The sequence below is a fragment of the Bacillus sp. P14.5 genome (assembly GCF_003316765.1).
Classification (GTDB): Bacteria; Bacillota; Bacilli; order Bacillales; family Bacillaceae_B; genus Rossellomorea.
Window position 1 is genome coordinate 188248 of sequence record NZ_NIJF01000116.1, and the last position, 23819, is coordinate 212066.

At 43.0% G+C, this 23819-nt stretch carries 24 protein-coding genes, 3 pseudogenes and 1 riboswitch; of the genes and pseudogenes, 22 read left to right on the top strand and 5 right to left on the bottom strand.

All coding sequences use genetic code 11. The features are described from left to right. Nucleotides 1-227: 227 nt before the first annotated feature. The gene (locus B9Z54_RS23320; RefSeq protein WP_113930839.1) at nucleotides 228-1073 is read left to right on the top strand and encodes a DegV family protein; all 846 of its coding nucleotides are present in this window, start codon (nucleotides 228-230) and stop codon (nucleotides 1071-1073) included. A gap of 64 nt (nucleotides 1074-1137) precedes the next feature. Here B9Z54_RS23320 and B9Z54_RS23325 read toward each other — a convergent pair whose 3' ends face one another. Next, entirely contained in the window at nucleotides 1138-1413 is a 276-nt protein-coding gene (locus B9Z54_RS23325) for a hypothetical protein (protein WP_162785340.1), read from the bottom strand. A gap of 441 nt (nucleotides 1414-1854) precedes the next feature. Between B9Z54_RS23325 and B9Z54_RS23330 the strand changes: the two genes are divergently transcribed. The 19 genes and pseudogenes from B9Z54_RS23330 (at nucleotide 1855) to B9Z54_RS23420 (ending at nucleotide 16555) form a co-directional block, all read left to right on the top strand. Continuing rightward, the gene (locus tag B9Z54_RS23330) at nucleotides 1855-3345 is read left to right on the top strand and encodes an ATP-dependent helicase ComFA (RefSeq protein WP_113930725.1); all 1491 of its coding nucleotides are present in this window, start codon (nucleotides 1855-1857) and stop codon (nucleotides 3343-3345) included. Next, on the top strand, nucleotides 3342-4052 hold the full coding sequence (locus tag B9Z54_RS23335; RefSeq protein ID WP_113930726.1) for a ComF family protein: 711 nt from the start codon (nucleotides 3342-3344) through the stop codon (nucleotides 4050-4052). Before B9Z54_RS23330 ends, B9Z54_RS23335 begins: the two co-directional genes overlap by 4 nt. A 69-nt stretch (nucleotides 4053-4121) precedes the next feature. After that, nucleotides 4122-4526, top strand: a complete 405-nt coding sequence (locus B9Z54_RS23340) for a TIGR03826 family flagellar region protein (protein WP_113930727.1) — start codon at nucleotides 4122-4124, stop codon at nucleotides 4524-4526. Nucleotides 4527-4624: 98 nt separating this feature from the next. Then, nucleotides 4625-4888 (top strand): flagellar biosynthesis anti-sigma factor FlgM, encoded by a 264-nt coding sequence (gene flgM, locus B9Z54_RS23345; protein WP_113930728.1) that lies wholly within the window; start codon nucleotides 4625-4627, stop codon nucleotides 4886-4888. Nucleotides 4889-5046: 158 nt separating this feature from the next. After that, nucleotides 5047-5397: pseudogene (locus B9Z54_RS23350) on the top strand (flagellar protein FlgN); the annotation flags it as partial. Nucleotides 5398-5430: 33 nt separating this feature from the next. Further along, nucleotides 5431-7035 (top strand): flagellar hook-associated protein FlgK, encoded by a 1605-nt coding sequence (gene flgK / locus B9Z54_RS23355; RefSeq protein ID WP_113930730.1) that lies wholly within the window; start codon nucleotides 5431-5433, stop codon nucleotides 7033-7035. Nucleotides 7036-7050: 15 nt separating this feature from the next. Next, nucleotides 7051-7956, top strand: a complete 906-nt coding sequence (gene flgL, locus B9Z54_RS23360) for a flagellar hook-associated protein FlgL (protein WP_113930731.1) — start codon at nucleotides 7051-7053, stop codon at nucleotides 7954-7956. A gap of 75 nt (nucleotides 7957-8031) precedes the next feature. Continuing rightward, nucleotides 8032-8622, top strand: coding sequence for a DUF6470 family protein (locus B9Z54_RS23365; RefSeq protein WP_113930732.1), 591 nt, complete (start codon nucleotides 8032-8034; stop codon nucleotides 8620-8622). Nucleotides 8623-8639: 17 nt separating this feature from the next. Next, the gene (fliW, locus tag B9Z54_RS23370; protein WP_113930733.1) at nucleotides 8640-9083 is read left to right on the top strand and encodes a flagellar assembly protein FliW; all 444 of its coding nucleotides are present in this window, start codon (nucleotides 8640-8642) and stop codon (nucleotides 9081-9083) included. A 4-nt stretch (nucleotides 9084-9087) separates the two neighbouring features. Continuing rightward, a complete protein-coding gene (gene csrA / locus B9Z54_RS23375) occupies nucleotides 9088-9309 on the top strand; it encodes a carbon storage regulator CsrA (protein WP_113930734.1) in 222 nt (73 codons plus the stop codon). A gap of 145 nt (nucleotides 9310-9454) precedes the next feature. Further along, a pseudogene (locus tag B9Z54_RS26820) lies at nucleotides 9455-9811 on the top strand (flagellin N-terminal helical domain-containing protein); the annotation flags it as partial. A 981-nt stretch (nucleotides 9812-10792) separates the two neighbouring features. Next, a pseudogene (locus B9Z54_RS26825) lies at nucleotides 10793-10936 on the top strand (flagellin); the annotation flags it as partial. 235 nt (nucleotides 10937-11171) lie between these two features. Then, a complete protein-coding gene (locus B9Z54_RS26830) occupies nucleotides 11172-11402 on the top strand; it encodes a flagellin (protein WP_275887842.1) in 231 nt (76 codons plus the stop codon). Between the two features lie 674 nt (nucleotides 11403-12076). Next, nucleotides 12077-12943, top strand: coding sequence for a methyltransferase domain-containing protein (locus B9Z54_RS23390; protein WP_113930736.1), 867 nt, complete (start codon nucleotides 12077-12079; stop codon nucleotides 12941-12943). Nucleotides 12944-13168: 225 nt separating this feature from the next. Then, nucleotides 13169-13528, top strand: coding sequence for a flagellar protein FlaG (gene flaG, locus B9Z54_RS23395; protein ID WP_113930737.1), 360 nt, complete (start codon nucleotides 13169-13171; stop codon nucleotides 13526-13528). A gap of 24 nt (nucleotides 13529-13552) precedes the next feature. Next, nucleotides 13553-15061 (top strand): flagellar hook-associated protein 2, encoded by a 1509-nt coding sequence (locus tag B9Z54_RS23400; protein ID WP_113930738.1) that lies wholly within the window; start codon nucleotides 13553-13555, stop codon nucleotides 15059-15061. Nucleotides 15062-15399: 338 nt separating this feature from the next. Next, nucleotides 15400-15804, top strand: coding sequence for a flagellar export chaperone FliS (fliS, locus tag B9Z54_RS23410; RefSeq protein ID WP_113930740.1), 405 nt, complete (start codon nucleotides 15400-15402; stop codon nucleotides 15802-15804). Next, nucleotides 15804-16151, top strand: coding sequence for a flagellar protein FliT (fliT, locus tag B9Z54_RS23415; protein ID WP_113930741.1), 348 nt, complete (start codon nucleotides 15804-15806; stop codon nucleotides 16149-16151). Before fliS ends, fliT begins: the two co-directional genes overlap by 1 nt. Then, a complete protein-coding gene (locus B9Z54_RS23420; protein WP_162785341.1) occupies nucleotides 16148-16555 on the top strand; it encodes a DUF8042 domain-containing protein in 408 nt (135 codons plus the stop codon). Before fliT ends, B9Z54_RS23420 begins: the two co-directional genes overlap by 4 nt. Nucleotides 16556-16743: 188 nt before the next feature. On the opposite strand, the gene B9Z54_RS23425 is transcribed toward B9Z54_RS23420, so the two are convergent. From B9Z54_RS23425 to B9Z54_RS23435, 3 genes are all read right to left on the bottom strand, one after another. Next, on the bottom strand, nucleotides 16744-16977 hold the full coding sequence (locus B9Z54_RS23425) for a hypothetical protein (RefSeq protein WP_113930743.1): 234 nt from the start codon (nucleotides 16975-16977) through the stop codon (nucleotides 16744-16746). Nucleotides 16978-17161: 184 nt separating this feature from the next. Beyond that, a riboswitch (cyclic di-GMP riboswitch) is annotated at nucleotides 17162-17247 on the bottom strand. A gap of 260 nt (nucleotides 17248-17507) precedes the next feature. Then, nucleotides 17508-19157, bottom strand: coding sequence for an EAL domain-containing protein (locus B9Z54_RS23430; protein ID WP_113930744.1), 1650 nt, complete (start codon nucleotides 19155-19157; stop codon nucleotides 17508-17510). Then, nucleotides 19121-20074: a PAS domain S-box protein gene (locus B9Z54_RS23435; protein WP_113930745.1), complete on the bottom strand. Its 954-nt coding sequence runs from the start codon at nucleotides 20072-20074 to the stop codon at nucleotides 19121-19123. The genes B9Z54_RS23430 and B9Z54_RS23435 overlap by 37 nt, the downstream gene beginning before the upstream one ends. Nucleotides 20075-20546: 472 nt before the next feature. On the opposite strand from B9Z54_RS23435, the gene hpf reads away from it, so the two are divergent. Beyond that, nucleotides 20547-21122: a ribosome hibernation-promoting factor, HPF/YfiA family gene (gene hpf / locus B9Z54_RS23440; protein ID WP_113930746.1), complete on the top strand. Its 576-nt coding sequence runs from the start codon at nucleotides 20547-20549 to the stop codon at nucleotides 21120-21122. A gap of 637 nt (nucleotides 21123-21759) precedes the next feature. Next, complete coding sequence (locus B9Z54_RS23445; protein WP_113930747.1) at nucleotides 21760-22593, top strand: DUF1028 domain-containing protein; 834 nt, start codon at nucleotides 21760-21762, stop codon at nucleotides 22591-22593. A gap of 173 nt (nucleotides 22594-22766) precedes the next feature. Here B9Z54_RS23445 and B9Z54_RS23450 read toward each other — a convergent pair whose 3' ends face one another. Then, a complete protein-coding gene (locus B9Z54_RS23450) occupies nucleotides 22767-23705 on the bottom strand; it encodes a glycosyltransferase family 4 protein (RefSeq protein WP_113930748.1) in 939 nt (312 codons plus the stop codon). Nucleotides 23706-23819: the final 114 nt, after the last annotated feature.

The window sequence follows — 23819 nt, forward strand, 5'->3', positions numbered from 1 at the left end:
TCGAAGGGATGGGCCTGGGAATTGAAGGCTCTCTTTTTGTATTCTCTTCACCGCTTCACCGTGCGAAAGGGGAATGTCCCTTTTACTGCTTTAGAGCGGTAAAGAGGTTTTTTAAAGATAGTAATGCAATCCATTCCCTTTTCATATAAAATGAATTTTATACATAGGTTGAAGGAAGACAAGTTATCGGCATGGCCGATAAAATAAAAGTTAAGGCAGGTAATTTAATGAAAACTGCAATTGTTACGGATAGTACCGCCTACATCCCCAAAGAATTGCGTGACCGATATAATATTAACATGATCCCGCTGAGTGTGATTCTCGGCGGCGAAACATACCGCGAAGAAATTGATATTTCAGCAAGCGACTTTTATGAAGAAGTCAGGAACGAAGAAAAGCTGCCGACCACTTCACAGCCTTCGCTTGGAAGTTTTGTCGAGCTGTACGAAGACCTGGCGAAAGATTATGATGCCGTCATTTCCATACATCTTTCAAGCGGCATCAGCGGAACGTACCAAGGTGCAATCCAGGCAGGCGATATGGTTGAAGGGATAAAAGTTTATCCGTTCGATTCAGAAATCAGCTGTATGATTCAAGGATTTTACCCGATCTATGCTTCCCAGCTGGCAGCGGAAGGAATGCCCGCGGAAAATATCATAGAAAAGCTGAATGAAATGAAGACCACCGTTCACGCCTATTTCATGGTCGACGACTTGGCACACCTGCAGCGCGGTGGAAGGTTATCTGCTGCACAGGCCATCATCGGCAGCCTGCTGCAAGTCAAACCGCTGCTTCATTTCCAGGACAAAGTCATCGTGCCATTCGAAAAGATCCGCACACGCAAAAAGGCGATGAAAAGAATCGTTGACATGCTTGGAAAAGAAGTCGAAAAAGGCTATCCCTTGCAGGCTGTCATCATCCATGCAAACCGAGAAGAAGAAGCGCACCAATGGAAGGACGAGCTGCAGCAGCAGTACCCTGACGTTGAGTTCTCTATCAGCTACTTCGGCCCCGTCATCGGAACCCACCTTGGAGAAGGGTCAATGGGGATGGGCTGGTCTAGAAGGATGTAACCTAAAAAGAAGCGTTGCGATTATGCAATGCTTCTTTTTAGATTAATCCATTATGTATACCTCATCAGCCTTTACGCCTCTTTACCTCCTCAAAGATAAAAACAATCAAAAAGATAATTAGACTTATTCCTGTAACAAGCAATCCGTAAGTCATAGCCCCAATTCCTGCCCAGCCCCGTGAATAATTTGTTCCAAGAATCAGCATTCCGGACCCAATTCCAAACACCATTATGGGAATTAGATATCCACTATTCCTTTCAATTAATGTTCGTCCTTTTGTGGCTAACCAAATCAATGAAACTGCCAAATATATAATGGTTACGATTGTTTGGCCTGTCACCATGATCCTCTCCTTGCTGCCCGTTATTATCACTTAAACTTCTGTTATATTTTTAGACAATACTCTAATAATATTGTGGATGTAAAAAAAGAAGGATTTCCGCTCCAGGCGTGCGACTCCGCGGGGCGGACGTTGAGCCTCCTCGGCTTTGCCTGCGGGATCTCACCTGTCCCGCTGGTCCCGCAGGAGGTCGCACGCCATCCGCTCCAATCCCCTTACATAAATGGTAACATGGTGAAACCGTAATTAAGAACAATAACTTTTAAAAAAGGTCTATAAATAAGAGTAATTTAGCCATTCAATTTTAGACGATTATAAGAGGATAGTAGTTTCAATATTATCAATAACTTCTGGCTTAACACATAATGTTGTTAGGACTATGTAGAATTGCAGGAATCTCTCTCACAGAAGAGAATAATAAAAGAGAAAGGAGTGATCCCCTTGAGATTTCACTATGATAATGAAGTATTAACACCCGAATCCCTCGCAAAGAACAAACCTTCTCAACGGATATCTAAATTGCCCGAAAATCTACCAAAACCGCCGACTAACCAATCTTTCACATTCAACTCCGAGCTTCAATCCCTCTTAGAAGGAAAAGCCCTACTCCCAGACGAAATTCCCCACAAAATCGAAGAAATCCATAACCACTACAAAAACGGCCACATCTCTTATTCAAAAGGAATCCATCTTGTAAAAACCAGACCACAATGCAATCGCTGCGGCAACCAGGATCAATCCCTATTCGCCAGCTTTCCCTGCTCCCGCTGCAAAGAGGAGTGCACCTACTGCCGGAAATGCATCATGATGGGAAGGGTCTCCCAGTGCACCCCGCTTATCGAGTGGACAGGACCCTCTCAGCACACCACCATCGACTCTCTTCAATGGAAAGGAACCCTTTCACAAGGACAGCAAACCGCATCAGACCAAGTGGTGAAATCCATAGAAACAAACACAGACCTCCTGGTATGGGCGGTATGCGGCGCTGGTAAAACAGAAGTGCTGTTCCACGGCATCCACCATGCATTAAAACAAGGAAAAAGAGTCTGCATCGCCACACCAAGAACCGATGTTATCCTCGAACTCGCACCACGCCTGCAAAAAGTGTTTCCCGGAGCGAATTCCATCGCCCTCTATGGAGGAAGCGAAGACCGGCACAAGTATTCCCAGCTCGTCCTCGCAACCACCCACCAGCTCTACCGGTATAAAGAAGCCTTCGACACCATAATAGTCGATGAAGTCGATGCCTTTCCTTACTCCTTCGATAAAACCCTGCAATTCGCTGTCGGAAAAGCACGAAAACAACCGTCATCCCTCATCTACCTTACCGCCACTCCAAATAAGACTCTCCAAAGAGAATGCCGCCAGGGAAAAAGAAACCACGTCACTATCCCGGCAAGATACCACAGACACCCGCTTCCCGTACCGGCACTAAAATGGGGAGGCAACTGGAAAGCCACACTGAAAAAAGGACACCTCGCAACTCCTATCAAACTCTGGACAGAAAACAGAATCAAAACAAACAAAAAATCGCTCATCTTCCTGCCATCGGTCAAAGCAATGGAAAAAGCACTTCCTCTTTTTCAAAAGATACACCCCGATATCCTGTCAGTACACGCAGAAGACCCCGAGCGAAAAGAAAAAGTACAACAAATGAGAGACGGTGAGATTCCGATTCTGCTGACCACTACCATTCTGGAAAGAGGAGTGACCATCCCGAATATCGATGTCGCCGTCATGGGAGCCGAAGAAGAAATCTTCACAGAAAGCGCACTCGTCCAAATCGCCGGCCGTGTCGGCAGAAGCGCACAGCACCCAACCGGTGACATCACGTTCTTTCACTATGGAAAAACCCATTCCATGATTAAATCAGTACAGCATATAAAAGAAATGAACCGACAAGGAACAAAAAGGGGGCTGTTAGACGGATGAATACCCATTGCCTCGACTGCCACAGCGAAATCGATTACCCCGTATCATGGAATTCGTTTTTGTTCACACCAAAAGAACGCTGGCTCTGCGGAAAATGTGAGTCACAGCTTCAATTCATAACCGGAGAGAGATGCGGCATCTGCTCCCGTCCGCTCTCTCTTTTAGAACCTCAACACATAAAAGAAGGCACCTGCCTGGACTGCCTGAGGTGGGAGCAGGATCCCAAATGGGCAGAGAGCCTAACGAAAAACACCTCGCTTTTCCTCTATAATGAATACCTAAAAGGATACCTGGCAAAATTCAAATACCGCGGCGACTATATCCTGGCAAAAGCATTCTCGGCAAGCATCGGAGAAGCCGCCTCAACAATGAACACCAATTTAATCGTCCCAATCCCGCTAAGCGCCGAACGTCTCCAAGAACGAGGCTTCAACCAGGCAGAAGCACTGGCAAGCGTAGCCGGCCTCCAAACCCAGCACCTGCTCATCCGCGAACACTCCGAAAAACAATCCAAAAAATCCCGGCAGGAACGTATCCACAGCGAAACTGTTTTCGCCCTGTCTCCCGATCAACCCGACATCACCAACCAATCCATCCTCCTCATCGACGACATCTACACCACAGGCGCCACCCTCCGCCACGCTGCACAATGCTTAAAACGGGCCGGGGCAAAGCAAGTGTGCTCCCTGACTCTCGCAAGGGGCTGATAAAGCTAAACAGTCCCGCCGCCCTGCCGATATAAAGAAAAGAGAGCAACTACGAGAGGTGAAAGTGCTATGTCAGAACTATTGAACTGTCCGGAATGCAATGGACTTTATGTGAAAAATATGTTCAAGGATACATGCGATAAATGCTATAGAGAAGAAGAGAAAAAGTTTGAAGAGGTCTATGCGTTCCTAAGAAAGCGTGAAAACCGCGCAGCTTCAATCGAACGTGTAGTAGAAGTCACTGGGGTTAGAGAGAAATTAATTCATAAATGGGTACGAAAGAAACGATTACAGCCGGCTCATTTTCCTAATATGGGTTATCCATGCGATAATTGCGGGAAGATTATACCGAAGGCGAAGCTTTGTGACCACTGTACAAGTAATCTGACACAGGATTTAAAGAAGCTTGCTGCCGAGGATGCATTCCAAGAAAAGAAAAAGGTACAAGAGCACTCTACCTACTATTCAAAATAGGAAGAAACACCCACAGTGTAAACGCTAAACAAATACCGGCTCCGTCCGATATAATGAATAGAAGACTCGAGCGGAAAACAGAAAGCGAGGGATGCCTAATGAAAATAAACAATATAAATAATTCAGGAATCAACCCTTATAAGCGCCAGATGAATAAAGTCGATCAAGCAGCTAAAACAAACCTTCAAAAAGCTGACAAGATTGAAATCTCTTCTGCTGCCAAGGAAATGCAGGGAACATCTAAACTTGTGAAAGAAAGACAAGCGAAGGTGGAGGAACTGAAAATCAGTGTCGAAAACGGCAACTACAAACCAGACCCGCAAAAGATTGCTAAAGGGCTGATCAATTTTTACAAAAATTAATGAAGAGGAGAGAGTGCCATGCAAGCAGAACAGCTTTTAAGCACATTAGAAAAGATATACACCTTACACCGCAGCCTGTATGACCTCTCCTTGGAAAAAACAGACTTCATCAAAAAGGGCGATACGGAAGCCTTAAATGATTTTATAAAAAAGAACAAAATCATATTTCGGCAATCAACACACTGGAGATTCAGCGCCAGAAGCTTGCGGCGGCATTTCTTCTGCAAAAAGGAATCCACACGGAGTCCCCAAGCCTGGCACAGGTCATTGAATACGCTGAAGAAGCTCAACAAAAAGAGTTCAGCGAAAAGAAGAGAGAACTTCTGGACTTGACAGTGAAACTGAAAGAACAAAATGAACTGAACCAAAAGCTTGTCTATCAATCTCTTCAGTTTGTCAACATGAACCTGTCCATGCTGCAGCCGCAGTCCGATCAGACCAACTACAGCCGTCCTGCCGGGAACAAAGGACAGGCTGCCGGAAAACCCATGTTTGATTCCAAAGCATAATGAGAGAAAAAGATTTGAAACGGAGGCCACACCATGCGTTCCACTTTTATGGGGCTTGAGACCGCCAAGCGGGGGATGTACACCCAGCAGGGGGCTCTGCACACTACAGGACATAATATTTCCAACGCCAATACACCGGGATTCACACGCCAGAGAGTAAACTTCGAGCAAACCGAACCTTATCCTTCACCTGCCATCAACCGACCGCAAATCCCGGGTCAGATGGGAACAGGGGTAGAAGCTGGTTCTATTCAGCGTGTCCGCGAAAAGTTCCTGGATGTACAGTACCGCGGAGAAAACAACAAACTGGGATATTGGGATACTAAAATGGAAGCGATGAAGAAGATGGAAGAAGTCATGAACGAACCATCGGATTCCGGCTTGTCCAAAACGATGGATATGTTCTGGCAGTCGCTTCAAGATCTCGCCGTCAACCCAACCAATTCCGGTGCGCGTTCTGTTGTGCGCCAGCGTGGTGTCGCAGTGGCTGAAACCTTCAACTATGTTTCTTCATCTCTATCAAGCATCAGGACAGATTTGAAAAACGAGATAGATGTGACAGAAAACCAAATCAACTCGATGACAAGGCAAATTGATAATCTCAACAAAAGAATCGGAGATGTCGAACCGCACGGCTATCTCCCGAATGATTTATACGATGAACGCGATCGCTTAATTGATGAGCTTTCAAAGATTGTCGATATCCAGGTTACATACAAATCCAGCGGCGGCGGATCTCTTGATATTGCAGATGGACAGGCGACTGTAAAACTGATGAGTGAAAACGGCTCCTCATCTGCTGTCCTCGTCGGAGCGGGCGGTGCCAATACCCTTAAACTGGAAGCGGAAGGCCCGAATGGAACTATCAGTAAAGTGAAGGTAGGCACAATGGAAGTCAGTCCGGAAAAATTCACTTCTCAAGGGAAACTGAAAGGTCTAATGGAAATGTACGGTTATCAGGATTCCTCACAAGGTGAGACAAAAGGCGTCTATACAGATATGCTTTCCGAACTGGACAATCTTGCTTACACTTTCGCAAAAGAATTTAACGAAATTCATGCTGACGGAATGGGAATCAACGAAATTGAAGAGGAAGAAAACGTGAAGAATGTTTTCTTTGTAGATCCGAAGCAAGGCACGAACGGTGAGCCTCTAGCAAATGAAGAAGACCCTCTGACAAACCATCTCGGTGCAAGGGAAGGCTTTGCCAGCAGAATCGGAATCTCAAAAGTCGTCCAGAATGACCTTGACCATATTGCTTCTGCGGACGGAACAGACCCTGCTAACGCAACTGCCGGTGACTCTTCTGTTGTGTTAAAACTTGCAGATGTAATCAACACCGCCTTTGAATATAAAACAGGAAGCGGCGAGAAAGCAGACTTCCGCAACTACTACGAAGGTGTCATCGGTGAAATGGCCGTTACTTCACAGGAAGCAGTCCGCCTCACCCAAAACAGCGACACTCTCAGGCAGGCAGTAGAAGAAAGAAGAATGTCTGTCAGCGGCGTTTCGCTGGATGAAGAAATGACCAACATGATCAAGTTCCAGCATGCTTACAACGCCTCGGCAAGGATGATCACAATGCAGGACGAAATGCTCGACAAAATCATCAACGGTATGGGAACCGTAGGAAGATAAGGATGGTGAACTAACATGCGTGTCACACAAAGTATGCTGACCTCTAACTCTATGAGAAATATGAGCTCATCCTATAACAGGATGGGCAAGCTGCAGGACCAGCTCGCAACAGGAAAAAAAATCACAAATCCGTCTGACGACCCGGTCGTTGCGATGAAAGGGATGTTTTACCGCTCCAACCTCACAGGGATTGAGCAGTACAAACGAAACCTATCCGAGCTGTACCTCTGGATGGAAAACTCGGAAGCCGGCATCGATCAAGCGAATCAAGGCTTGCAGCGTGTCCGGGAATTGACGATTCAAGGTAAAAATGACTCACTGAGCCCAGAAGACCGAAAAGCGGTTGCCAAAGAGATCGAGCAAATCAAGCAAGACCTTGTGAGTACAGCTGATACTCAAGTTGCAGGACGTTACATCTTCCACGGAACGGATGTCAGCAGGTCACCAATTGCTGACAAAGGAACTGGAGGCGAAACCGCTCCTCAGGTAGCAACCAATCTTGCCGACGGTGCTATCGATAGCTACCATATTGAAGTCTCACGCGGTGTATCTCTAAAAGCAAACGTGAACCCGAACAATGTGTTCAGCCAGGACATGTTTGATACAGTACACAATATTCAAAAGGCTTTGGAGAGCGGTGACACTTCAACCCTAGATGAGGAACTTGGAAATCTGGATGGGGTTATGGACAATCTTTCTGCTGAACGTTCTGAACTGGGGGCGCGATACAACCGACTGGAAATGGTGGATGACCGCCTGATGCAGCAGGAAATCACCGCAAGCCGAGTCTTGTCCGACAATGAAGACGCAGACATCGAGCGGGTAATCACTGATCTGAAAACCCAGGAAAGTGTCCACAGAGCAGCACTTGGAGTCGGTGCAAGAATTATCCAGCCTACATTAATGGATTTCTTAAGATAAATCACGCTGAGGGACTGACCCTTTAAGGTGTACTGTCACCTTGGGATCAGTCCTTTTTATTTTGGAGGTGAAGTTATGAACTTTCCGCAAATCCGCTTGCAGTCCTCACCCGCAAGCATTACTATCCAAACTACCCCAGGCAGAATGGAAATTCAACAGCCTCCGGCAGAGCTTGATATCCAGCAGCCAAAAGCTATAATGGACATAGAAACGACACCCGGCAGATTAACGATCGACCAAACAGAAGCATGGGCAGACATGAATATCAAAAGTGTGTTTCGAATGGCAGCAGAAAATGCTCAGGAAGGCCAGCAGACTGCACTGGAAGCAACAGGATCAGCCGCCCAGGATGGCGACGAACTGATGATGATTGAAAACGGCGGTGGAGCGATTGCCTCCCAAGCCAAACGAAACGGAGAACCGCCGATATATGAGTTTAATATTGGCTGGATACCCAGACATGGAAGCGTCAAGATTCAATACGACCCAGCTTCCGTAAAAATTAATGCCCATCCTCAAGAAGTTATTAATAATACAAGAATTCAAAAACCAGTTATTGAATTTGAGCGTTCCCAGGTAGAGGTCAACTTGAAACAGCATCAAACATTGGATATAGATTTTGACGGATTAAAATTTGTCGGCATCAATTACGAACAAGAAATCTAATAGAAGGATTGTGAGATATGAAGATTTTAACGAAGTATCATGGCGATATAAACATAAGCCAAGAAGATATATGGAATTTTGAAGGAGGAATTCCTGGCTTTCTGGAAGAAAAACAATTCGTGCTCCTGCCTCTGCCACAAATAGATGGTTTTTCAGTTTTACAATCTATTAAAACTGGAGAACTTGGCTTTGTTGTCAGTGACCCTTTTCAATTTTTCACAGACTATGACTTTACAATAAGTAACTCCACCCTGGAACTTCTTAATTTGAAGGAAGAAAAGAATGTGAAGGTCCTGTCCATCTTAACTGTAAAAGATCCTATAACAGAAACAACGGCAAACCTGCAGGCTCCATTGATTTTAAATACAGAAAATTATAAAGGAAAGCAAGTCATCCTTAATGAAACAGATTACAAAACAAAGCATTTCATCTTCACAACAAAACAACCGGTGAAGGGGTGAGACGATGCTTGTACTGACAAGGAAAACTGGAGAAGCCATTAAAATAGGTGATGACATCGAAATTACTGTACTTAATATGAAGGGCGATCAAATCAAGCTAGGCATTGAAGCTCCCAAACATATCGACATCCACCGAAAAGAAATCTACCTTTCTATCCAGGAGGAAAACGCAGAAGCATCACTAGGTGTCGACAACCTACTTTCACTTCTTTCAAAAAAACAATAAAAATATTTTCAAAAACTATTAAAACCAGACTCCTCCTGACGATATAAACAATGTAAAGAGAAAGAAAGGGCGGCCGACCTTTTACTCTCTAAAACAAAGTAGTTCACAAGGATGTGGACTCTATATTCAAGGAGGAAATTATACAATGAGAATTAATCATAATATTGCGGCGTTGAACACATATCGTCAGTTGAACGGTGCTAATGAAGGCGCATCAAAATCAATGGAAAAATTGTCTTCGGGACTACGAATCAATCGTGCAGGAGACGATGCAGCAGGTCTTGCGATATCTGAAAAAATGCGAGGTCAGATTCGTGGTTTAGATCAAGCATCTCGAAATGCTCAAGATGGTATTTCTTTTATTCAAACAGCTGAAGGTGCTTTAAATGAAACTCACGATATTTTACAACGTATGCGTGAGTTAGCAGTCCAATCTTCAAACGATACTAACACCGATGCAGATCGTGATGAACTTCAAAAGGAAGTTGACCAGCTAGCTGGAGAAATCACGCGTATTTCTAATAACACAGAATTTAATACAAAATCACTTTTAAATGGTGCTGTGAGTGATAATGGTGAAAAATCTGCAGTGTTTCAAATCGGTGCAAATAATGGTCAAAACCTATCTTTAGAAATTAAAGCTATGGATGCAAAATCTTTAGGTGTTACGCGAGATACAACCGAAGCAACAGCAACGGTGAAAAGTGGTGCAGATATTGGCAGTGTGACAATTGGGGATACGGTAGGATCGAAAGTAATAGATTCAGCTAATATTACTTTTGATTATGCGTCCACAACTGATCAAGCTGCAAAGATAACCGCTACTGGCTCGTTTACCTCTGCAGACTTAGCTGCTCTTTCCGATGGTGATAACGAAATTGTTATTTCAGTAGATGGTACTGATTATACTCTAAATGAAACTGCTTTAAAAGCATGGGATAATGCTTCTGGACATGATGCTATTGGAGATACTGTTGCGTTTTTAGGAAATGCAGTAGATGGTTCGGGAAATAAACTTAGCACAGTAGCTACTATCTCAGATAATGGATCAGGGAAACTTACCATTGAAGACAAAACAATTGATGGTGGTACAGTAAGTATTGCGATTAACGGTGCAAGTGCGTCAACAGTAGAAGGAGTATTTGGTTTTGATAGTACTGAAACTTCTACAGGGACTACGGCTGGAAAGGCAATTACTGTATCTGATGGATCAGCTTCCAAAACATTCTCGATTACTGATGAAACTGCTACAACATTTTCTACAGGTAGTGATTCAGACTGGGGTGGTTTGTCAATAAGTATGACAAGTGGGGCGGATTTATCTGATTTAGATCAATCAGGAGATGGACTCACTATGTCAGTAACAACTAATACTTCTACCTCAGCTACCTTTAATAGTGGTTCAAAGACAGCAGATGCAAGTGTTGCTGGAGGTATAGATATTTCTTCTCAATCTGCAGCTGATTCCGCTATTACTGAGATAAATGAAGCTATTGAAACTGTATCAGCAGAACGATCAAAATTAGGTGCTTACCAAAACCGCCTAGAGCACACAATCAACAACTTAGGAACATCTTCTGAAAACCTAACTGCTGCGGAATCACGTATCCGTGACGTAGATTATGCTCTAGCTGCCTAAACAGCAACGAGCACAGTCGTCCTGGCTGGTAACGGTCAGAGATCATTATCGGGTGAATTGCTGGAAACCCCTGAAGCTTTTCTTGCCACAACGCAACTGGAAACAGTAGACGTGAGGGCTTGAAAAAAGAAAAGATTGGGCAATCAGCAGCCAAGCTCCTGTCTCGAAAGAGTGGAGAAGGTTCAACGACTAGGATAGACCATCTAAGGCGAAAGCTATGGTGATGAAATCCGTAGGTAAAACAATGTACATCAGCATTGTGAATCCGAAGTGCCCGGCCCCTACCAATCTGGAGGGTGAAGATATAGTCTGGTCATTTATGAAAGTAAATGTTCGCACGATGGCGAAAGAAATGATGAACCAAACAAAAGAAAGTATCCTTGCTCAAGCTTCTCAAGCTATGCTTGCAAAAGCGAACCAAAACCCACAAGGTGTACTTCAACTTCTTCGTTAATTACTATGAAGTTTCTGGAGACTCTAGTTTCACTAGGGTCTCTTTTTCTATTAATGAAGCTCCAAAATAAAGCATAGGCTGGCAAGTATACTGAAGTTTAACCCAGTTTCCTTCTTAAGCCTATCCAATAATAAATGGTTCTGACTAATGCGAAATTGATAGGGGTTTGTCTATTTACTATATTCAAAGAAAAGAGCACTATTTTATTGATGCATTTCCTTTAACTTTGTTAACGACCTTAAAGCTTTATAAAATTGGAAGGCAGGAGAAATCGATATCTCCTGTGGTGAGTAAATAGTTTATCTCTTTGCACCTACCGATAGAGGCAGTTCGCAAGATTTTTTTTTCTTATCATGGAGCTGTATGAATCAGAAAAATAATACTGGAAACACCGTGGGAATTCTCCAGCCTCTACTGAAACTTTACCATCAAAGAAATCCAGAAGCGCTAATTTTCTTTCCGAAAATTTGTTTTATGAATTTTAAAGACCGCCTCCATAAGGCTTGCTTTTTTGTTATAATTCAAGACAGTTTGGTTAGTGTATAAACTCTATCATGTAAGATATCATGGTTCATCTTAATGGATCACTCTATATTAATGAGTCCCATGGATTATTGATGCCCATATTAGAGTTATGTATATTGCCGGAAGTCTAAATATTAGGAAGTGAAAAAATGTCATCCCAAGAAAAAGATCAATTAGGCCAGTTCATACCCTTGCATTACCATTATCAAATGCTGTCTGATCGTGATAGAGTCCAGGCATTTAAGATGGCAATTGAACGAATTGTAAAACCTGAACATAGAGTTGTTGAGTTCGGAAGCGGCACAGGGGTATTATCTTTTTTCGCAGCAAAACAAGGTGCGAAGGTTCAATCTATTGAATTCAACCCAGCCCTAGTAGAAAGAAGTAGAGCTTTGATTAAACAAAACGGGATGGGAGATCGTGTAGAGGTGATCGAGGCTGATGCTTCCCAATGGGTTCCGTCAGAGCCAGTCGATGTCGTTGTTTGTGAAATGTTACATAGTGCTCTTTTGCGTGAAAAACAGGTCGAGGTAATTGAAGCCTTTCGAAAAAATCACAAAGAAAAATTTGGCGAAATTCCTATCATGATTCCTTCAGCAACCTTGCTTGGTGTCCAGCCAGTATTGCAGGAATATTCCTTCGAAGGTTATTATGCACCGGTGCCGCTCTTTCAATCTCCATATATTATTTCACCGGAGACCCAGGATGTACATAACCCTGAGGTGTATCACATTATTGATTATGATCATGCCGAAGTGGAAGCCTATTCTTGTCATACATCTTTTTCCTTTCAACAAGAGGCTGAGTTTAATGCTTTCCGGTTCATTACAAAGAACCTGCTGGCAAGTGATCCGCATGGGAAGGATATGGTTGATTGGCATAATCAATATCTGATTCTTCCTGCTGAAAGGAACATATCGGTTAATGCAGGACAAATAATTTCAATCTCCTTTTCGTACACCCCTGGTGATTCAATTGAAGCATTATCTCAATCTCTTAAGGTTTCTGTTCAATAAGAGACCTTTAAGCAGTCCTGCTCAATCTCACGAGCATTCTTGCAAAACAAATCCAATTGATGTTTGTACTTTAGCTTCCTCGTAATGTTTAATGAACTTCAAGAGACTCCAATTCAATGGGGTCTCTTTGTTGTTCACGAAAAGCTGCACTAAACGCTCTCTTCAACTAAACAATTCTGTTTCTCAAGCCGATATAACCCATATAACCCATAGGAGGATCAGAACATGATCGAAAAAGTGACAGGTGGAACATCGGCTTTTCAATCAATATCTACTCATCAAAGCAAGGAAGTAAAGGAATTAGAAGCTATAGAAAGAGTGCAGGATGAACGGCAAGATTCTACTACACAAGAGCCTGTCACAAAAGAAAAGGTAGAAGAAGTCGTAAGTGGAGTGAATGAATTCCTGAATGCCTCTGACACTTCAATTCAATTCCAATTTCACGAAAAATTAAAAGAATACTATGTAACAATTGTCGATAATAACTCAAAAGAAATCGTCCGTGAAATTCCCGCAAAGAAGATGCTGGATATGTATGCGGCGATGACTGAATTTATAGGATTAATGGTAGACAAAAAGATTTAGAGATGAGGTGGCACTGTGAGTGACATGAGAATAGGCGGTTTGGCGACGGGAATGGATACGGACCAAATCGTAAAAGATTTGATGAAGGCGGAGAAATTGCCTTTGGATAAAATGGAACAAAAGAAAACCTATATGGAATGGCAGCGTGATGATTACCGGGAGATCAATAAAGAGTTGTTTGATTTCAGTAACTCGATTTTTGATGGAGTTATGAAGCAGAGTACGTTTACTCAGAAGACAGTAAATATCTCTAACCCTGATGCGGTATCCATAAGGAACATCAATTCTACTTCTGATTTTTCAGGAACCTTAAATGTCGAAAGCCTGGCGACCGCTGCCAGGATGATTAGCAGTCAGGGCCTCAAGGATAAGGACGGAGCTGACCTCGATACCACTAAGACGTTAAGTGAGCTGTTCGGTACGGCAGACGGAGAAGAAATGATCATTAGCGCGATCGGTGCAGACGGCCAAATGAAGGAACATAAGGTTGAGTTAGAAGCAGATATGACTTTTAACAGCCTCGTCAGCAAGATCAATAGAGAAACTGGTGTATCGGTATTTTATGATTCCCATTCTAAGCAAATGTCTCTTACAGCCAAGAATACCGGAAACATTGAAGGGGGAGCGGAGATTTCGCTCTCAGGCAGCCTGGTGGCAGATTACTTTAACATGGATGCGGACAGTGATGCGGCAGTGACTTCAAACAGGGGTTCTGCAGGTACTAACGCAGTTTTTGAGTACAATGGGCTTTCAACAGAGCGGACATCTAATACCTTTACAATCAATGGATTTGAACTAACATTAAAAGACGCGACAACTTCACCTGTGACCTTCAGTTCAGCAACAGACACAGATAAAGTCCTTGAAAAAATAGTGAAATTCGTCGACGACTATAATAAACTCATTGAAAAAGTAAACGGTGAACTTGGAGAGAAGAAATTCCGTGACTTCCAGCCGTTGACTGCTGAACAAAAAGAAGCGATGGAAGAGAAGGAAATAGAGCTTTGGGAAGAGAAGGCGCGTAGCGGCACCCTTCGTAATGACTCTGTGCTTTCTTCTGCTATGAATAAAATGAGGACAGACTTGTATACTCCGATTTCAGGGGGAACATCAGAGACGAATCAACTCGCTCAAATCGGTATAAAAACATCAAGCAATTATCTTGATCGTGGTAAACTGATCATCGATGAAAACAAGCTGAAAGAAGCTATTTCCAAAGATCCAAATGCGATTTATGAGCTTTTTGCCAAGAACGGAGAAACTGACGGCGAAAAAGGAATTGCCCGCCGCTTAAGAGACACGATTGGTTCCACAATGGACAGCATCGAGCAGAAAGCAGGAAAGCTGACCAGCACAAACTCAACTTTTACATTGGGAAGAAATCTGGACAGCATCGATAACCAGATGACCCGCTTCCAAGATCGTCTGGGACAAATAGAAGACCGCTACTGGCGCCAATTCACAGCCATGGAAAAAGCGATTCAGCAGGCGAATTCACAATCATCTTACCTAATGCAGCAATTCAGTATGTAAAAACAATTGTGATAATGTAAGACTTTTCACTGATACAACAATCACCCAGATTTTATGGCTCAGAGAGCTGGTGGAATCAGAAAGAATGCTCAATTAGTCAACAGCCTAATCTCTCTATAGTGATTATAAGGCCATTTCTAATAGATTGTTGTTATTATAAATATTCTTACAGGTGTTGATTGTAGCGGAAGACGTACGATCTCCTGCGGGACTAGCGGGCAGGTGAGACCCCGCAGGCTCACCGCACGCCCCGCGGAGTCGTGCGTCTGGAGCGGAGATCAACTACTTTTTACTTATTTCAATAAGCGACAAGCTAAACCAATTAAAGGAGTGTCATTATGGCTATCAACAATCCTTATAAAGCCTATCAAAATAATTCGGTTACAACGGCTTCACCAGGTGAATTGACCCTGATGCTTTATAACGGAAGCTTAAAGTTCATTCACATCGCCAAGAAAGCCATCCAAGAGAAAAATGTCGAAATTAAAAACACCAACATCCAAAAGGCACAAGCTATTGTCCAGGAATTGATGGTGACGTTGAATATGGATATCCCCATGTCGAAAAATATCTTATCCCTTTATGACTACATCAACCGCCGCCTGATGGAAGCAAACATCAAGAGTGACGTCGCTATTCTTGATGAAGCGGAAGGAATGCTGACGGAACTGCGTGATACATGGAAGCAGGTCATCCAAATCAATCGCCAGCAGCAGCACGGCGGCCAGCGTGACCAGGCGTAATGAGTAAGGTCCAAGAGTGCTATACCATTACAGAAAAGCTGGCAGCGCTGATAAAAAGCCCATATGAAACAAAACGCGATGAGGTTATAGCGGAAATCGAAGCTTTACTGGACCAACGCCAATCAGCTATGGCCGACATGACAAGGCCATATTCAGATGAAGAAAAAGAGCTGGGCAAACAAATCCTGGCTTGGAATTCAGAAATTGAAAGAGGCCTTGCTAATTTGCGCAGCGATATCAAGCGGAACATGAATAGTGTGGCTAAGAAGAAAACCTCTGCCAAGAAGTACACGAATCCATATGAATCCATGCAGTTCGACGGAATGTTTTACGATAAAAAGAAATGAGTGATTTTTTGACTAACAAGGTGATACTTGACGAAACAAAGCATACGTTCATTGGAGAGTACTGTGAGATGCTTTCCACTATCGAAGAAGCATTTCATTATGTAATCGCAAGCTTTGAGGATTATGAAAAAACAGAAGGGGACACTGTCCTGACTGATATTTTTCAGGCATTTGCTCAGATAGCGGAGAGTAACGATATTTTAAAGAGTCTATTCGAGGAACAGCCTTCTGTCATAACGGCAATCAATAAATATGAAGAAGTAACGGATCAAGCAATGAAACTTGATGGCAGCTTCGCTGATCAGAATTTGAAAGAATCGGTCATTAAGGAAAATCTATATCCAGCTTTTGCTACTTGGCACGGAGAAGTAAGGAGAGAACTCAATTCATATACGAACAGTTAAAAACGCAAAGTGTGTTAAAGAAGCCGGCATCCAATGGATACCGGCTTCTTTCCAGTGTGGCAGGCAATGCAGTTAGTCACGCAAGACACAAGTAAATAGTTGGAGTGATTAGAGACTGCAGGACAGGCAATCAGAGCATGAGTTTGAATTAATATTGAAAACTTCTTCTGATGAATTGCTGAGCAGCATCAATTAACTACACATAAAGAACTGCTAACCTTTTTGTAAGCTTTATTTAGATTGTCCAAGCACTCTTCCCGAAAGGTATCACTGCATATGAAATTATGCGCAATATCCTCTTTTATTGTGGTATAGGTCAATTCTATCTTCTGGCCAATAGATAAATGACTTAACTCTTGATTAACTAAATAATCATTTAACTCTCTTTCAAAATATTCAACAGAACCAAATAAAACCGTCATGGTAACCAATCTTCCTTTCTATAAGAAATTTGTACGATACCTTGGGATTTTCCAACACTATTAATTAGCCAGCTTGCCAGATTCCCCTTTTTCAGACAATAAAAAACCCACCAAAAAGATGGTGGATAAATAGAAAGAAATGGTTAATAGTAACGGACCATCACATTTATTTATCACAAAACTTTTTGGCAGCCCGGCTGTCATGGTTTCTGTAACTTTAGACCCGTGGCTTTGCGTCCTCACTTTTCAATGAGTTTGCCTTTTTCAATTTTGTCAATAGACTTATCAAACTATTTTAATAATATAATACAGGGAGAATATATTCAATAATATTCTTTGAATTATCCCTATGAAATGCTAAATTTCGATAAAAATCTACTGAATCCTGGATTTTTCGAGAGGTTACTTCAGCAACTAACCGTGCTTTTCTTACAGGGTGACAGTCACCACCCGAAATATGTCGAGGAATGTTAAATAGAGAAAGGCCCTTCTCCCCCTTAAATGGATTGGAGAGACAGGCCTTCCTGCAGTTATATTTTAGTTTTTCCTTTCCTCAAAAACGAAAACAAATCCTTCTCAATCAAACTGGTATCCTTGGGACCATCATCTCTTTTGAAAGCCAGCGAAAGAGTATTAAAGGTCCTGGTCAGGGCTTCTCTTTCAGCTTCCGACACTTTGAATTCCACTCCGTATCGGAAAAACTCCTCATCAATCTCCTCTTTCCAGACGATTTTTCCTGTATGGACGATTTCTTCTCCCAGTACTTTCATCGAGAAATGCAGCAGGATGTCCCGGTTTGAGGGGAACTGGATATGAGAGATGAAGGACAATCCTCCAGGGCCTATGTCGGTAACCGGAATGCCGGTTTTACCAGTGGTGACTTCTTTATTGTTAATGCTTGCAATGGTGGCAAATGCAAGAAGCGGAACGGGCGGCTGCATTCTGAAATAGCGGCGGCGTTCTTGGCTGAAGTTTTTGCTCCCTTCAGAGAGGGGCTTGATGGTTTTGCCTTTCAATAGACGTTCAAAATCGTCAGCAGGTACCGGTTTGCTATAAATGTATCCCTGTATTAAGTGGCATTTGATTTGTTTAAGAAACTTCAGTTGTTCTTTTGTTTCGATTCCTTCAATTACTGCTGTCATATTTAAATCTGCTGAAAGACTGGCCAGGTTTTTAATGATCGCTCGATTTTTTGAGTCATTTCCTAATTCTTTTGTATAGGACCGGTCAATTTTAATTCCGTCGACAGTTAAATCCTTCAAATACGTAAATGAAGTATATCCTGTTCCGAAATCATCTATCAGGATTTTGATGCCGCATTCTCTCAGTCCGTCTATTGTTTGTTTCACCACTTCAGCTTGTTGAAGAAAGACCGCTTCTGTTATTTCCAGCTGTATCATCTTTGCGGGTACAGCGTATTTTTCTAGAACGGAGAGCAGGCTGCTTTTTAAGTCTTTGACCAGAAAGTGCAGGGGAGAGAGGTTGATTGAAACAGGGACAAGGGGAATCCCTCGCCTTCTCCATTCCTGAATGGTCTTACAGGCTTTTTCCAAAACCCATTCGCCGACATCGATGATAAAGCCGTTCTCCTCTGCGTAAGGGATGAATTCATTTGGAGAAACAAGCCCCCATTCCGAATGGTCCCAGCGAAGAAGCGCTTCTGCTCCGACTATTTGATTTAGTCGGGAATCTACCTGAGGTTGAAAATGAAGTTGAAGTTCTTCATTTTTAAGGGCATGCCGGAAGTCTTTTTCCAAGGTGAGACGTTTATAGGCATCTATGCTGTTTTCAGGAGAGTAAATATGGAAAGAGTTCTTGCTTATTTTTTTCGCTCTGTTCATGGCAGCGATGCTGTTTTGAAAAAGCTCCGTTTTTCCATTTGAATCAGACGGATGGATGCTGACTCCAACCGAGATGGTCAGCAGAAGTTCGAATTCCCTGATTTCATATGGTTCTTTAAGACAATCGACAACTTCTTTACACAGGCTTTTAATTTCTTGCAAACTGCCATACTCTTTGAATAACAACACAAAGTCATCATTACTGAATCGTGATATGAATATTCCTCTTTCTTGAAACCTTTTAAGTCTGCGTGCCGCCTCCTCGAGGATTTCATCTCCTATTACAGGACCGAGTGTTTCGTTCATGTATTTAAACCGGTTAAGATCAACGTAAAACATGGCAAAATCCGTTTTTCCTTAATAAGAGTTGTCATTTCTATTTCAAGCGTCTTCCTGTTAGGGAGGGCTGTGAGTGAATCGTGGTGCAAGAGATGCTCCACTCGGTCTCCCAGCTCTTTGTCGTTGGTGATATCAGTGATGATACCATGGTACCGGACGATTCTATTGTGTTCATCATTGATTGGAATGATCTTATCGTTTACCCATTTTACTTTTCCTGAGGGAGTGATGATACGGTAACGATGGCAGATGGTTTCTCCATCCTTTAAAGGCTTCCGGTCCTCGTCAAACTTTTTCAGGTCATCTATGTAGACTAAATCTCTCCATTGAATTTTTCCTTTTAAAAAATTCCCGGCTTCCATTTCAGTAATGTATTTAATCCCTTGGGTGCAGAAGGTTATAGATTTGTTGATAGAGTCATAGGACCAGATGGCTGCCTCGAGAGCTTCGGAAACCTGTTCCATTTCCTGTTCTTTCGTTTCAAGAGCCGACTGAAGGGCAGCTTTTTCTGATACCTCATGTATGATGGCATAGACCCCTATGATTTTCCTGTTTTCTTTGATTGGAATATAGGTATTCTCTAGATTTAGGAGATTACCATTTTTATGATAAGCTCTGCAGGAAAAGTTCTGGACTTTTCCGTTCACAGCAGCCTTGAAGTATTTCCATATCACTTCTTTTGATTCTTCAGGAGTGAAATCTGTTACAACTAAGTCAATAGCAGGAAGCTCATGCCCGGTAATTGAAGTGGCAGCCCTATTGATATTCAAAAATCGCCCTTTCGTATCAAAGTGGATAATTATGTTTGGGGAATGTTCAAAGAGTAATTTAAAGTTGTTTTGTTCCTGAAGGGAAGAATCCCTTAATTCCGAAGCAGAGTGTTGAGACTTTCGAAACAGATTAAACAATGCTGACAAATGAATACCACTCCTTCTGGAAAAACATGATGTAAATATAGTATAAAAGTACTAATAATGAACGACAATAGCAATTGTGACAAAATATTCTAAAATTTTGTGGTAATTGTTTCTTGTTTTGACGAATAACGTCGCTTGGTGACTGTCACGCCCCGGAATTTGTCGAAAGGGGAGGAATGAGTTTGAATCCGAGTTTGGATGAATGTCTAATTCGGGGCGTGACAGTCACCACCCGAATTATGTCGAGGAGGTTTATTTGTGAATTTATTCACAAATAATTCATTAATAATATGCTTACAAAAAGCATATCTATGAGAAAATAATAATAGAAATATATTTCTCAAAACCCCGCCATGACAGTCTTCTACAAGATTTTTGTAAAATCGTCATAATTTTTAGAAAGATTAAGAAGGAATATTGAAGGGAATAGAGAAATATATAAACATAGCTTTATCTAAAAGGAGGAGTTTACATGTTGAACTACAACATTCGAGGCGAGAACATTGAGGTAACTCCAGCGATTCGCGAACACGTGGAGAAAAAGATTGGAAAGCTGAATCGTTATTTCAATGAAACTCCTAATGCCGACGTACACGTTAACTTGAAGGTTTATCCTGATAAGAGAACAAAAGTTGAAGTGACGATTCCGATGCCGCACCTAGTTCTGCGGGCAGAAGAACCACATGAAGATATGTACGCAGCAATTGACCTGATCGTAGACAAGTTAGAGCGTCAGATTCGTAAACATAAAACAAAAGTGAACCGCAAGATGCGTGAAAAAGGAAGCCCGAAAGAATTCTTCGCAGCACAGGAGGGCTTGACTACAAGCCAGCTCAATGAAAAAGCGCAGGAAGAAGAAACGGATATTCCTAATGAAGTCGTAAGAACAAAGCAATTTAACCTGAAGCCTATGGACAGCGAAGAAGCGATTCTGCAAATGGACCTTCTCGGCCACAGCTTCTTCATCTTCACGGACGCTGAAACAAATGCGACGAACATTGTTTACAAACGCAGAGACGGTAAATACGGCTTAATTGAAACAACATAATGGTGAAATCAGCATCCTGCAGGTTATCTGCAGGATGTTTTTACATAAATAAGCTCGGATGAAGTATCTGGTGCTGTGTAATTTTACATAATGGGCCATGAAGAGAAAGTGTGGTGCTGAGTATGAAGCAATTTCTGCTAAAATAAGTTACTAACCTAGTTAAATGCAGATAGTTTTGTGTCAAAGAAGGTTGCTTCTTAATAAAAGGTTGTATTCGTATAGATTGTTGCTTTCGAAAAAATCCCAAGAGCCGGATTGTTCCCCTGAATACTTATGTTTATCTCTCTTAACGGGGCGAGTAGCTCTTTTCTTTCATGCTTACCAGGATATATAGGTGAATTCTGGTGATGTTTTCGAAATTCATATAAAATAGCAACAAAGTTTACGAAAAGAGTCTAATAAAAAGGTTGGACTTATATACAGTCCCGGTTGATTGGAGCGGAAGGTGAACGACCTCCTGCGGGACTAGCGGGACAGATGAGACCCCGCAGGCGCAGCCGAGGAGGCTCAACGCCCGCCCCGCGGAGTCGTACACCTGAAGCGGAAATCTAACAATACCTTATATGAAAGAAAAAAGGAATTATCCTTCGTGTGTCGAAATTACTCTAATAGAATATTTATCAGGGAGGAACCCAGCATGACATTCAGTATCGTCGGATTTGATCCAAAAGAGAAAGAGTGGGGAATCGCTGTTCAATCGAAATTCATCGGAGTCGGCGCAGTGGTGCCTTTCGCTCGGGCCGGAGCGGGAGCCGTTGCCACACAATCCTATGCCAACACCGCTTACGGTCCACACGCTTTGCAGCTGATGGAAGAAGGGAAGACAGCAGAAGAGGCATTGGAAATCATCATGCAGGATGATCCGGAACGGCACCTGCGCCAGGTCGGGTTGATTGATGCACTGGGAAATGCGGCAACTTTTACCGGAGAAGGCTGCTATGATTGGGCAGGCGGCATGACTGGGGAGAATTTTGCTGCTCAAGGAAATATTCTTGTTGACCAGCGGACGGTTGAAGCCATGGCGGAAACCTTCACTGCAGCAGAAGGAACCTTGGCCGAACGCTTGCTGAAAGCACTCGATGCCGGCCAGGAAGCAGGCGGGGACTCGCGCGGTAAGCAGTCGGCTGCCATCTATGTTGTAAAAGAAGCAGGTGGCTACGGGGGATTTAATGACCGCCTGATAGATCTCCGTGTCGATGACCATCCCGATCCCATCAAAGAACTGATCAGGATATTCAACCTTCATCAGCTTTACTTTGCAGCTTCAAAACCGGAAAGGGTTGTACCGGTGGACGGCTCTGTGCAAGAAGAACTGCAAGCCGAATTGGAGCGCCACGGTTATATGAAGGAAGACAAGACCGTGAGCCAGGCTTTAAGAGACTACCTTCATACCGAGAACTTCGAAATGCGGGAGCACGAAGGAAGCATAGACCTCGATGTCCTGGAGTTTATGAAGAAGCAGGGGAGATAGTAGAAGGTATGCCACTTGATTGTAAAAATAGTGAGAGAATAGCAAGAGGACGAAATCGCATATGATTTCGTCCTTTTGTATTAGTTAATATAGAAAGGCTGACTAGACTATATGCACTGAAAAGACCTAATTTTCTGGATCACTAGACGTCTACCAGTATCTCTCCCGCATATTCACAAAACCCGAAGCATCCCCATAAAATTTTCAGCATAAATTTCCGGAGTGAAGTGCTGTTTGATATACTCCTGCGCATTCTGCCTGATCTGGGCTTTCAGCGGCGCATTGTGGAAGAAGTCGACGGCTTCCTGGGCTGCTCGCGTGATGTCGCCCTGCCGATAGATTTTGCCTGTTACGTTATGGAAGATGAAGCTTTTGATGCCGTCCGAGTCTGTGGTCAGTACGGGGCAGAGGCAGGACATCGCTTCCACATGGGCATAACCGAATCCTTCATATTTTGAGGTGGAGCAGAGCATCCCGCCTGAGTTTCCGATTCTGGAGTAATAGGTCGGCATTTGGTTGTGCGGTATATTGGAGTAGATGGTGATATATTTATTCAGGTTGAGTGAGCGTGCCATTCTTTTGAAGGCCATAACATCCTTTGGAGGGTTGAGATTGTTATCGGTGAAAATCCAGATTCGCAAGTTGGAATAGCTGGAGATGAGTTTTTCCGCCAGAAGCAGGAACTCTCTCCAGTTTTTGTTTTCTTCCAATCTGCCTACCCATCCTAGCAGCATGTAAGGCTCGGTGGTAAGTCCCTCTGTTACATACGTGAAATTTTTCGTGTCGATGCAATTATGGAATGAGAATTTTTTCTTGAAAGGATAATACTTTTCAAGAAGTGTATTCAGGTGAGGTGTTTTGGGATAAAGGATGGCGTCCGCGTGCTTGTTGATAATAGGCTGGGCATATTTGAGGATGATGTCCGCTTCCTTAAGCTGGCCCATTCCCTGAACCTCGAATATAACCTTTCCTGTGAAACCCAGGTTCCGTACCCTTTCAAGGAAAGTATAATCCGAGCCCACGATGATGGCATTGAATTTCTCGGAGGCTAATATAGTGCGTATCTTACTGTCTTCATTGGTGATCCAGGTTTTTTCCTTGATATTCTGCATCCCTGCTCCCTGGGAAAAAACAAGAACTGAAACTGTACTCCTTTAGGTGCCAATGCTGCGGTCCGCTGTCTGGCCAAGGTTTCGACACCTCCGCTCGGGACATAATAGACAAAT

What these genes read in the sequence shown, in the direction of transcription:
- B9Z54_RS23320 (WP_113930839.1), top strand. Translation starts at nt 228, where the DNA reads ATGAAAACTGCAATTGTTACGGATAGTACCGCCTACATCCCCAAAGAA.
- B9Z54_RS23335 (WP_113930726.1), top strand. Translation starts at nt 3,342, where the DNA reads ATGAATACCCATTGCCTCGACTGCCACAGCGAAATCGATTACCCCGTA.
- B9Z54_RS23340 (WP_113930727.1), top strand. Translation starts at nt 4,122, where the DNA reads ATGTCAGAACTATTGAACTGTCCGGAATGCAATGGACTTTATGTGAAA.
- flgM (WP_113930728.1), top strand. Translation starts at nt 4,625, where the DNA reads ATGAAAATAAACAATATAAATAATTCAGGAATCAACCCTTATAAGCGC.
- flgK (WP_113930730.1), top strand. Translation starts at nt 5,431, where the DNA reads ATGCGTTCCACTTTTATGGGGCTTGAGACCGCCAAGCGGGGGATGTAC.
- flgL (WP_113930731.1), top strand. Translation starts at nt 7,051, where the DNA reads ATGCGTGTCACACAAAGTATGCTGACCTCTAACTCTATGAGAAATATG.
- B9Z54_RS23365 (WP_113930732.1), top strand. Translation starts at nt 8,032, where the DNA reads ATGAACTTTCCGCAAATCCGCTTGCAGTCCTCACCCGCAAGCATTACT.
- fliW (WP_113930733.1), top strand. Translation starts at nt 8,640, where the DNA reads ATGAAGATTTTAACGAAGTATCATGGCGATATAAACATAAGCCAAGAA.
- csrA (WP_113930734.1), top strand. Translation starts at nt 9,088, where the DNA reads ATGCTTGTACTGACAAGGAAAACTGGAGAAGCCATTAAAATAGGTGAT.
- B9Z54_RS26830 (WP_275887842.1), top strand. Translation starts at nt 11,172, where the DNA reads ATGAAATCCGTAGGTAAAACAATGTACATCAGCATTGTGAATCCGAAG.
- B9Z54_RS23390 (WP_113930736.1), top strand. Translation starts at nt 12,077, where the DNA reads ATGTCATCCCAAGAAAAAGATCAATTAGGCCAGTTCATACCCTTGCAT.
- flaG (WP_113930737.1), top strand. Translation starts at nt 13,169, where the DNA reads ATGATCGAAAAAGTGACAGGTGGAACATCGGCTTTTCAATCAATATCT.
- B9Z54_RS23400 (WP_113930738.1), top strand. Translation starts at nt 13,553, where the DNA reads ATGAGAATAGGCGGTTTGGCGACGGGAATGGATACGGACCAAATCGTA.
- fliS (WP_113930740.1), top strand. Translation starts at nt 15,400, where the DNA reads ATGGCTATCAACAATCCTTATAAAGCCTATCAAAATAATTCGGTTACA.
- fliT (WP_113930741.1), top strand. Translation starts at nt 15,804, where the DNA reads ATGAGTAAGGTCCAAGAGTGCTATACCATTACAGAAAAGCTGGCAGCG.
- B9Z54_RS23420 (WP_162785341.1), top strand. Translation starts at nt 16,148, where the DNA reads ATGAGTGATTTTTTGACTAACAAGGTGATACTTGACGAAACAAAGCAT.
- B9Z54_RS23425 (WP_113930743.1), bottom strand. Translation starts at nt 16,977, where the DNA reads ATGACGGTTTTATTTGGTTCTGTTGAATATTTTGAAAGAGAGTTAAAT.
- B9Z54_RS23430 (WP_113930744.1), bottom strand. Translation starts at nt 19,157, where the DNA reads ATGTTTTACGTTGATCTTAACCGGTTTAAATACATGAACGAAACACTC.
- hpf (WP_113930746.1), top strand. Translation starts at nt 20,547, where the DNA reads ATGTTGAACTACAACATTCGAGGCGAGAACATTGAGGTAACTCCAGCG.
- B9Z54_RS23445 (WP_113930747.1), top strand. Translation starts at nt 21,760, where the DNA reads ATGACATTCAGTATCGTCGGATTTGATCCAAAAGAGAAAGAGTGGGGA.
- B9Z54_RS23450 (WP_113930748.1), bottom strand. Translation starts at nt 23,705, where the DNA reads ATGCAGAATATCAAGGAAAAAACCTGGATCACCAATGAAGACAGTAAG.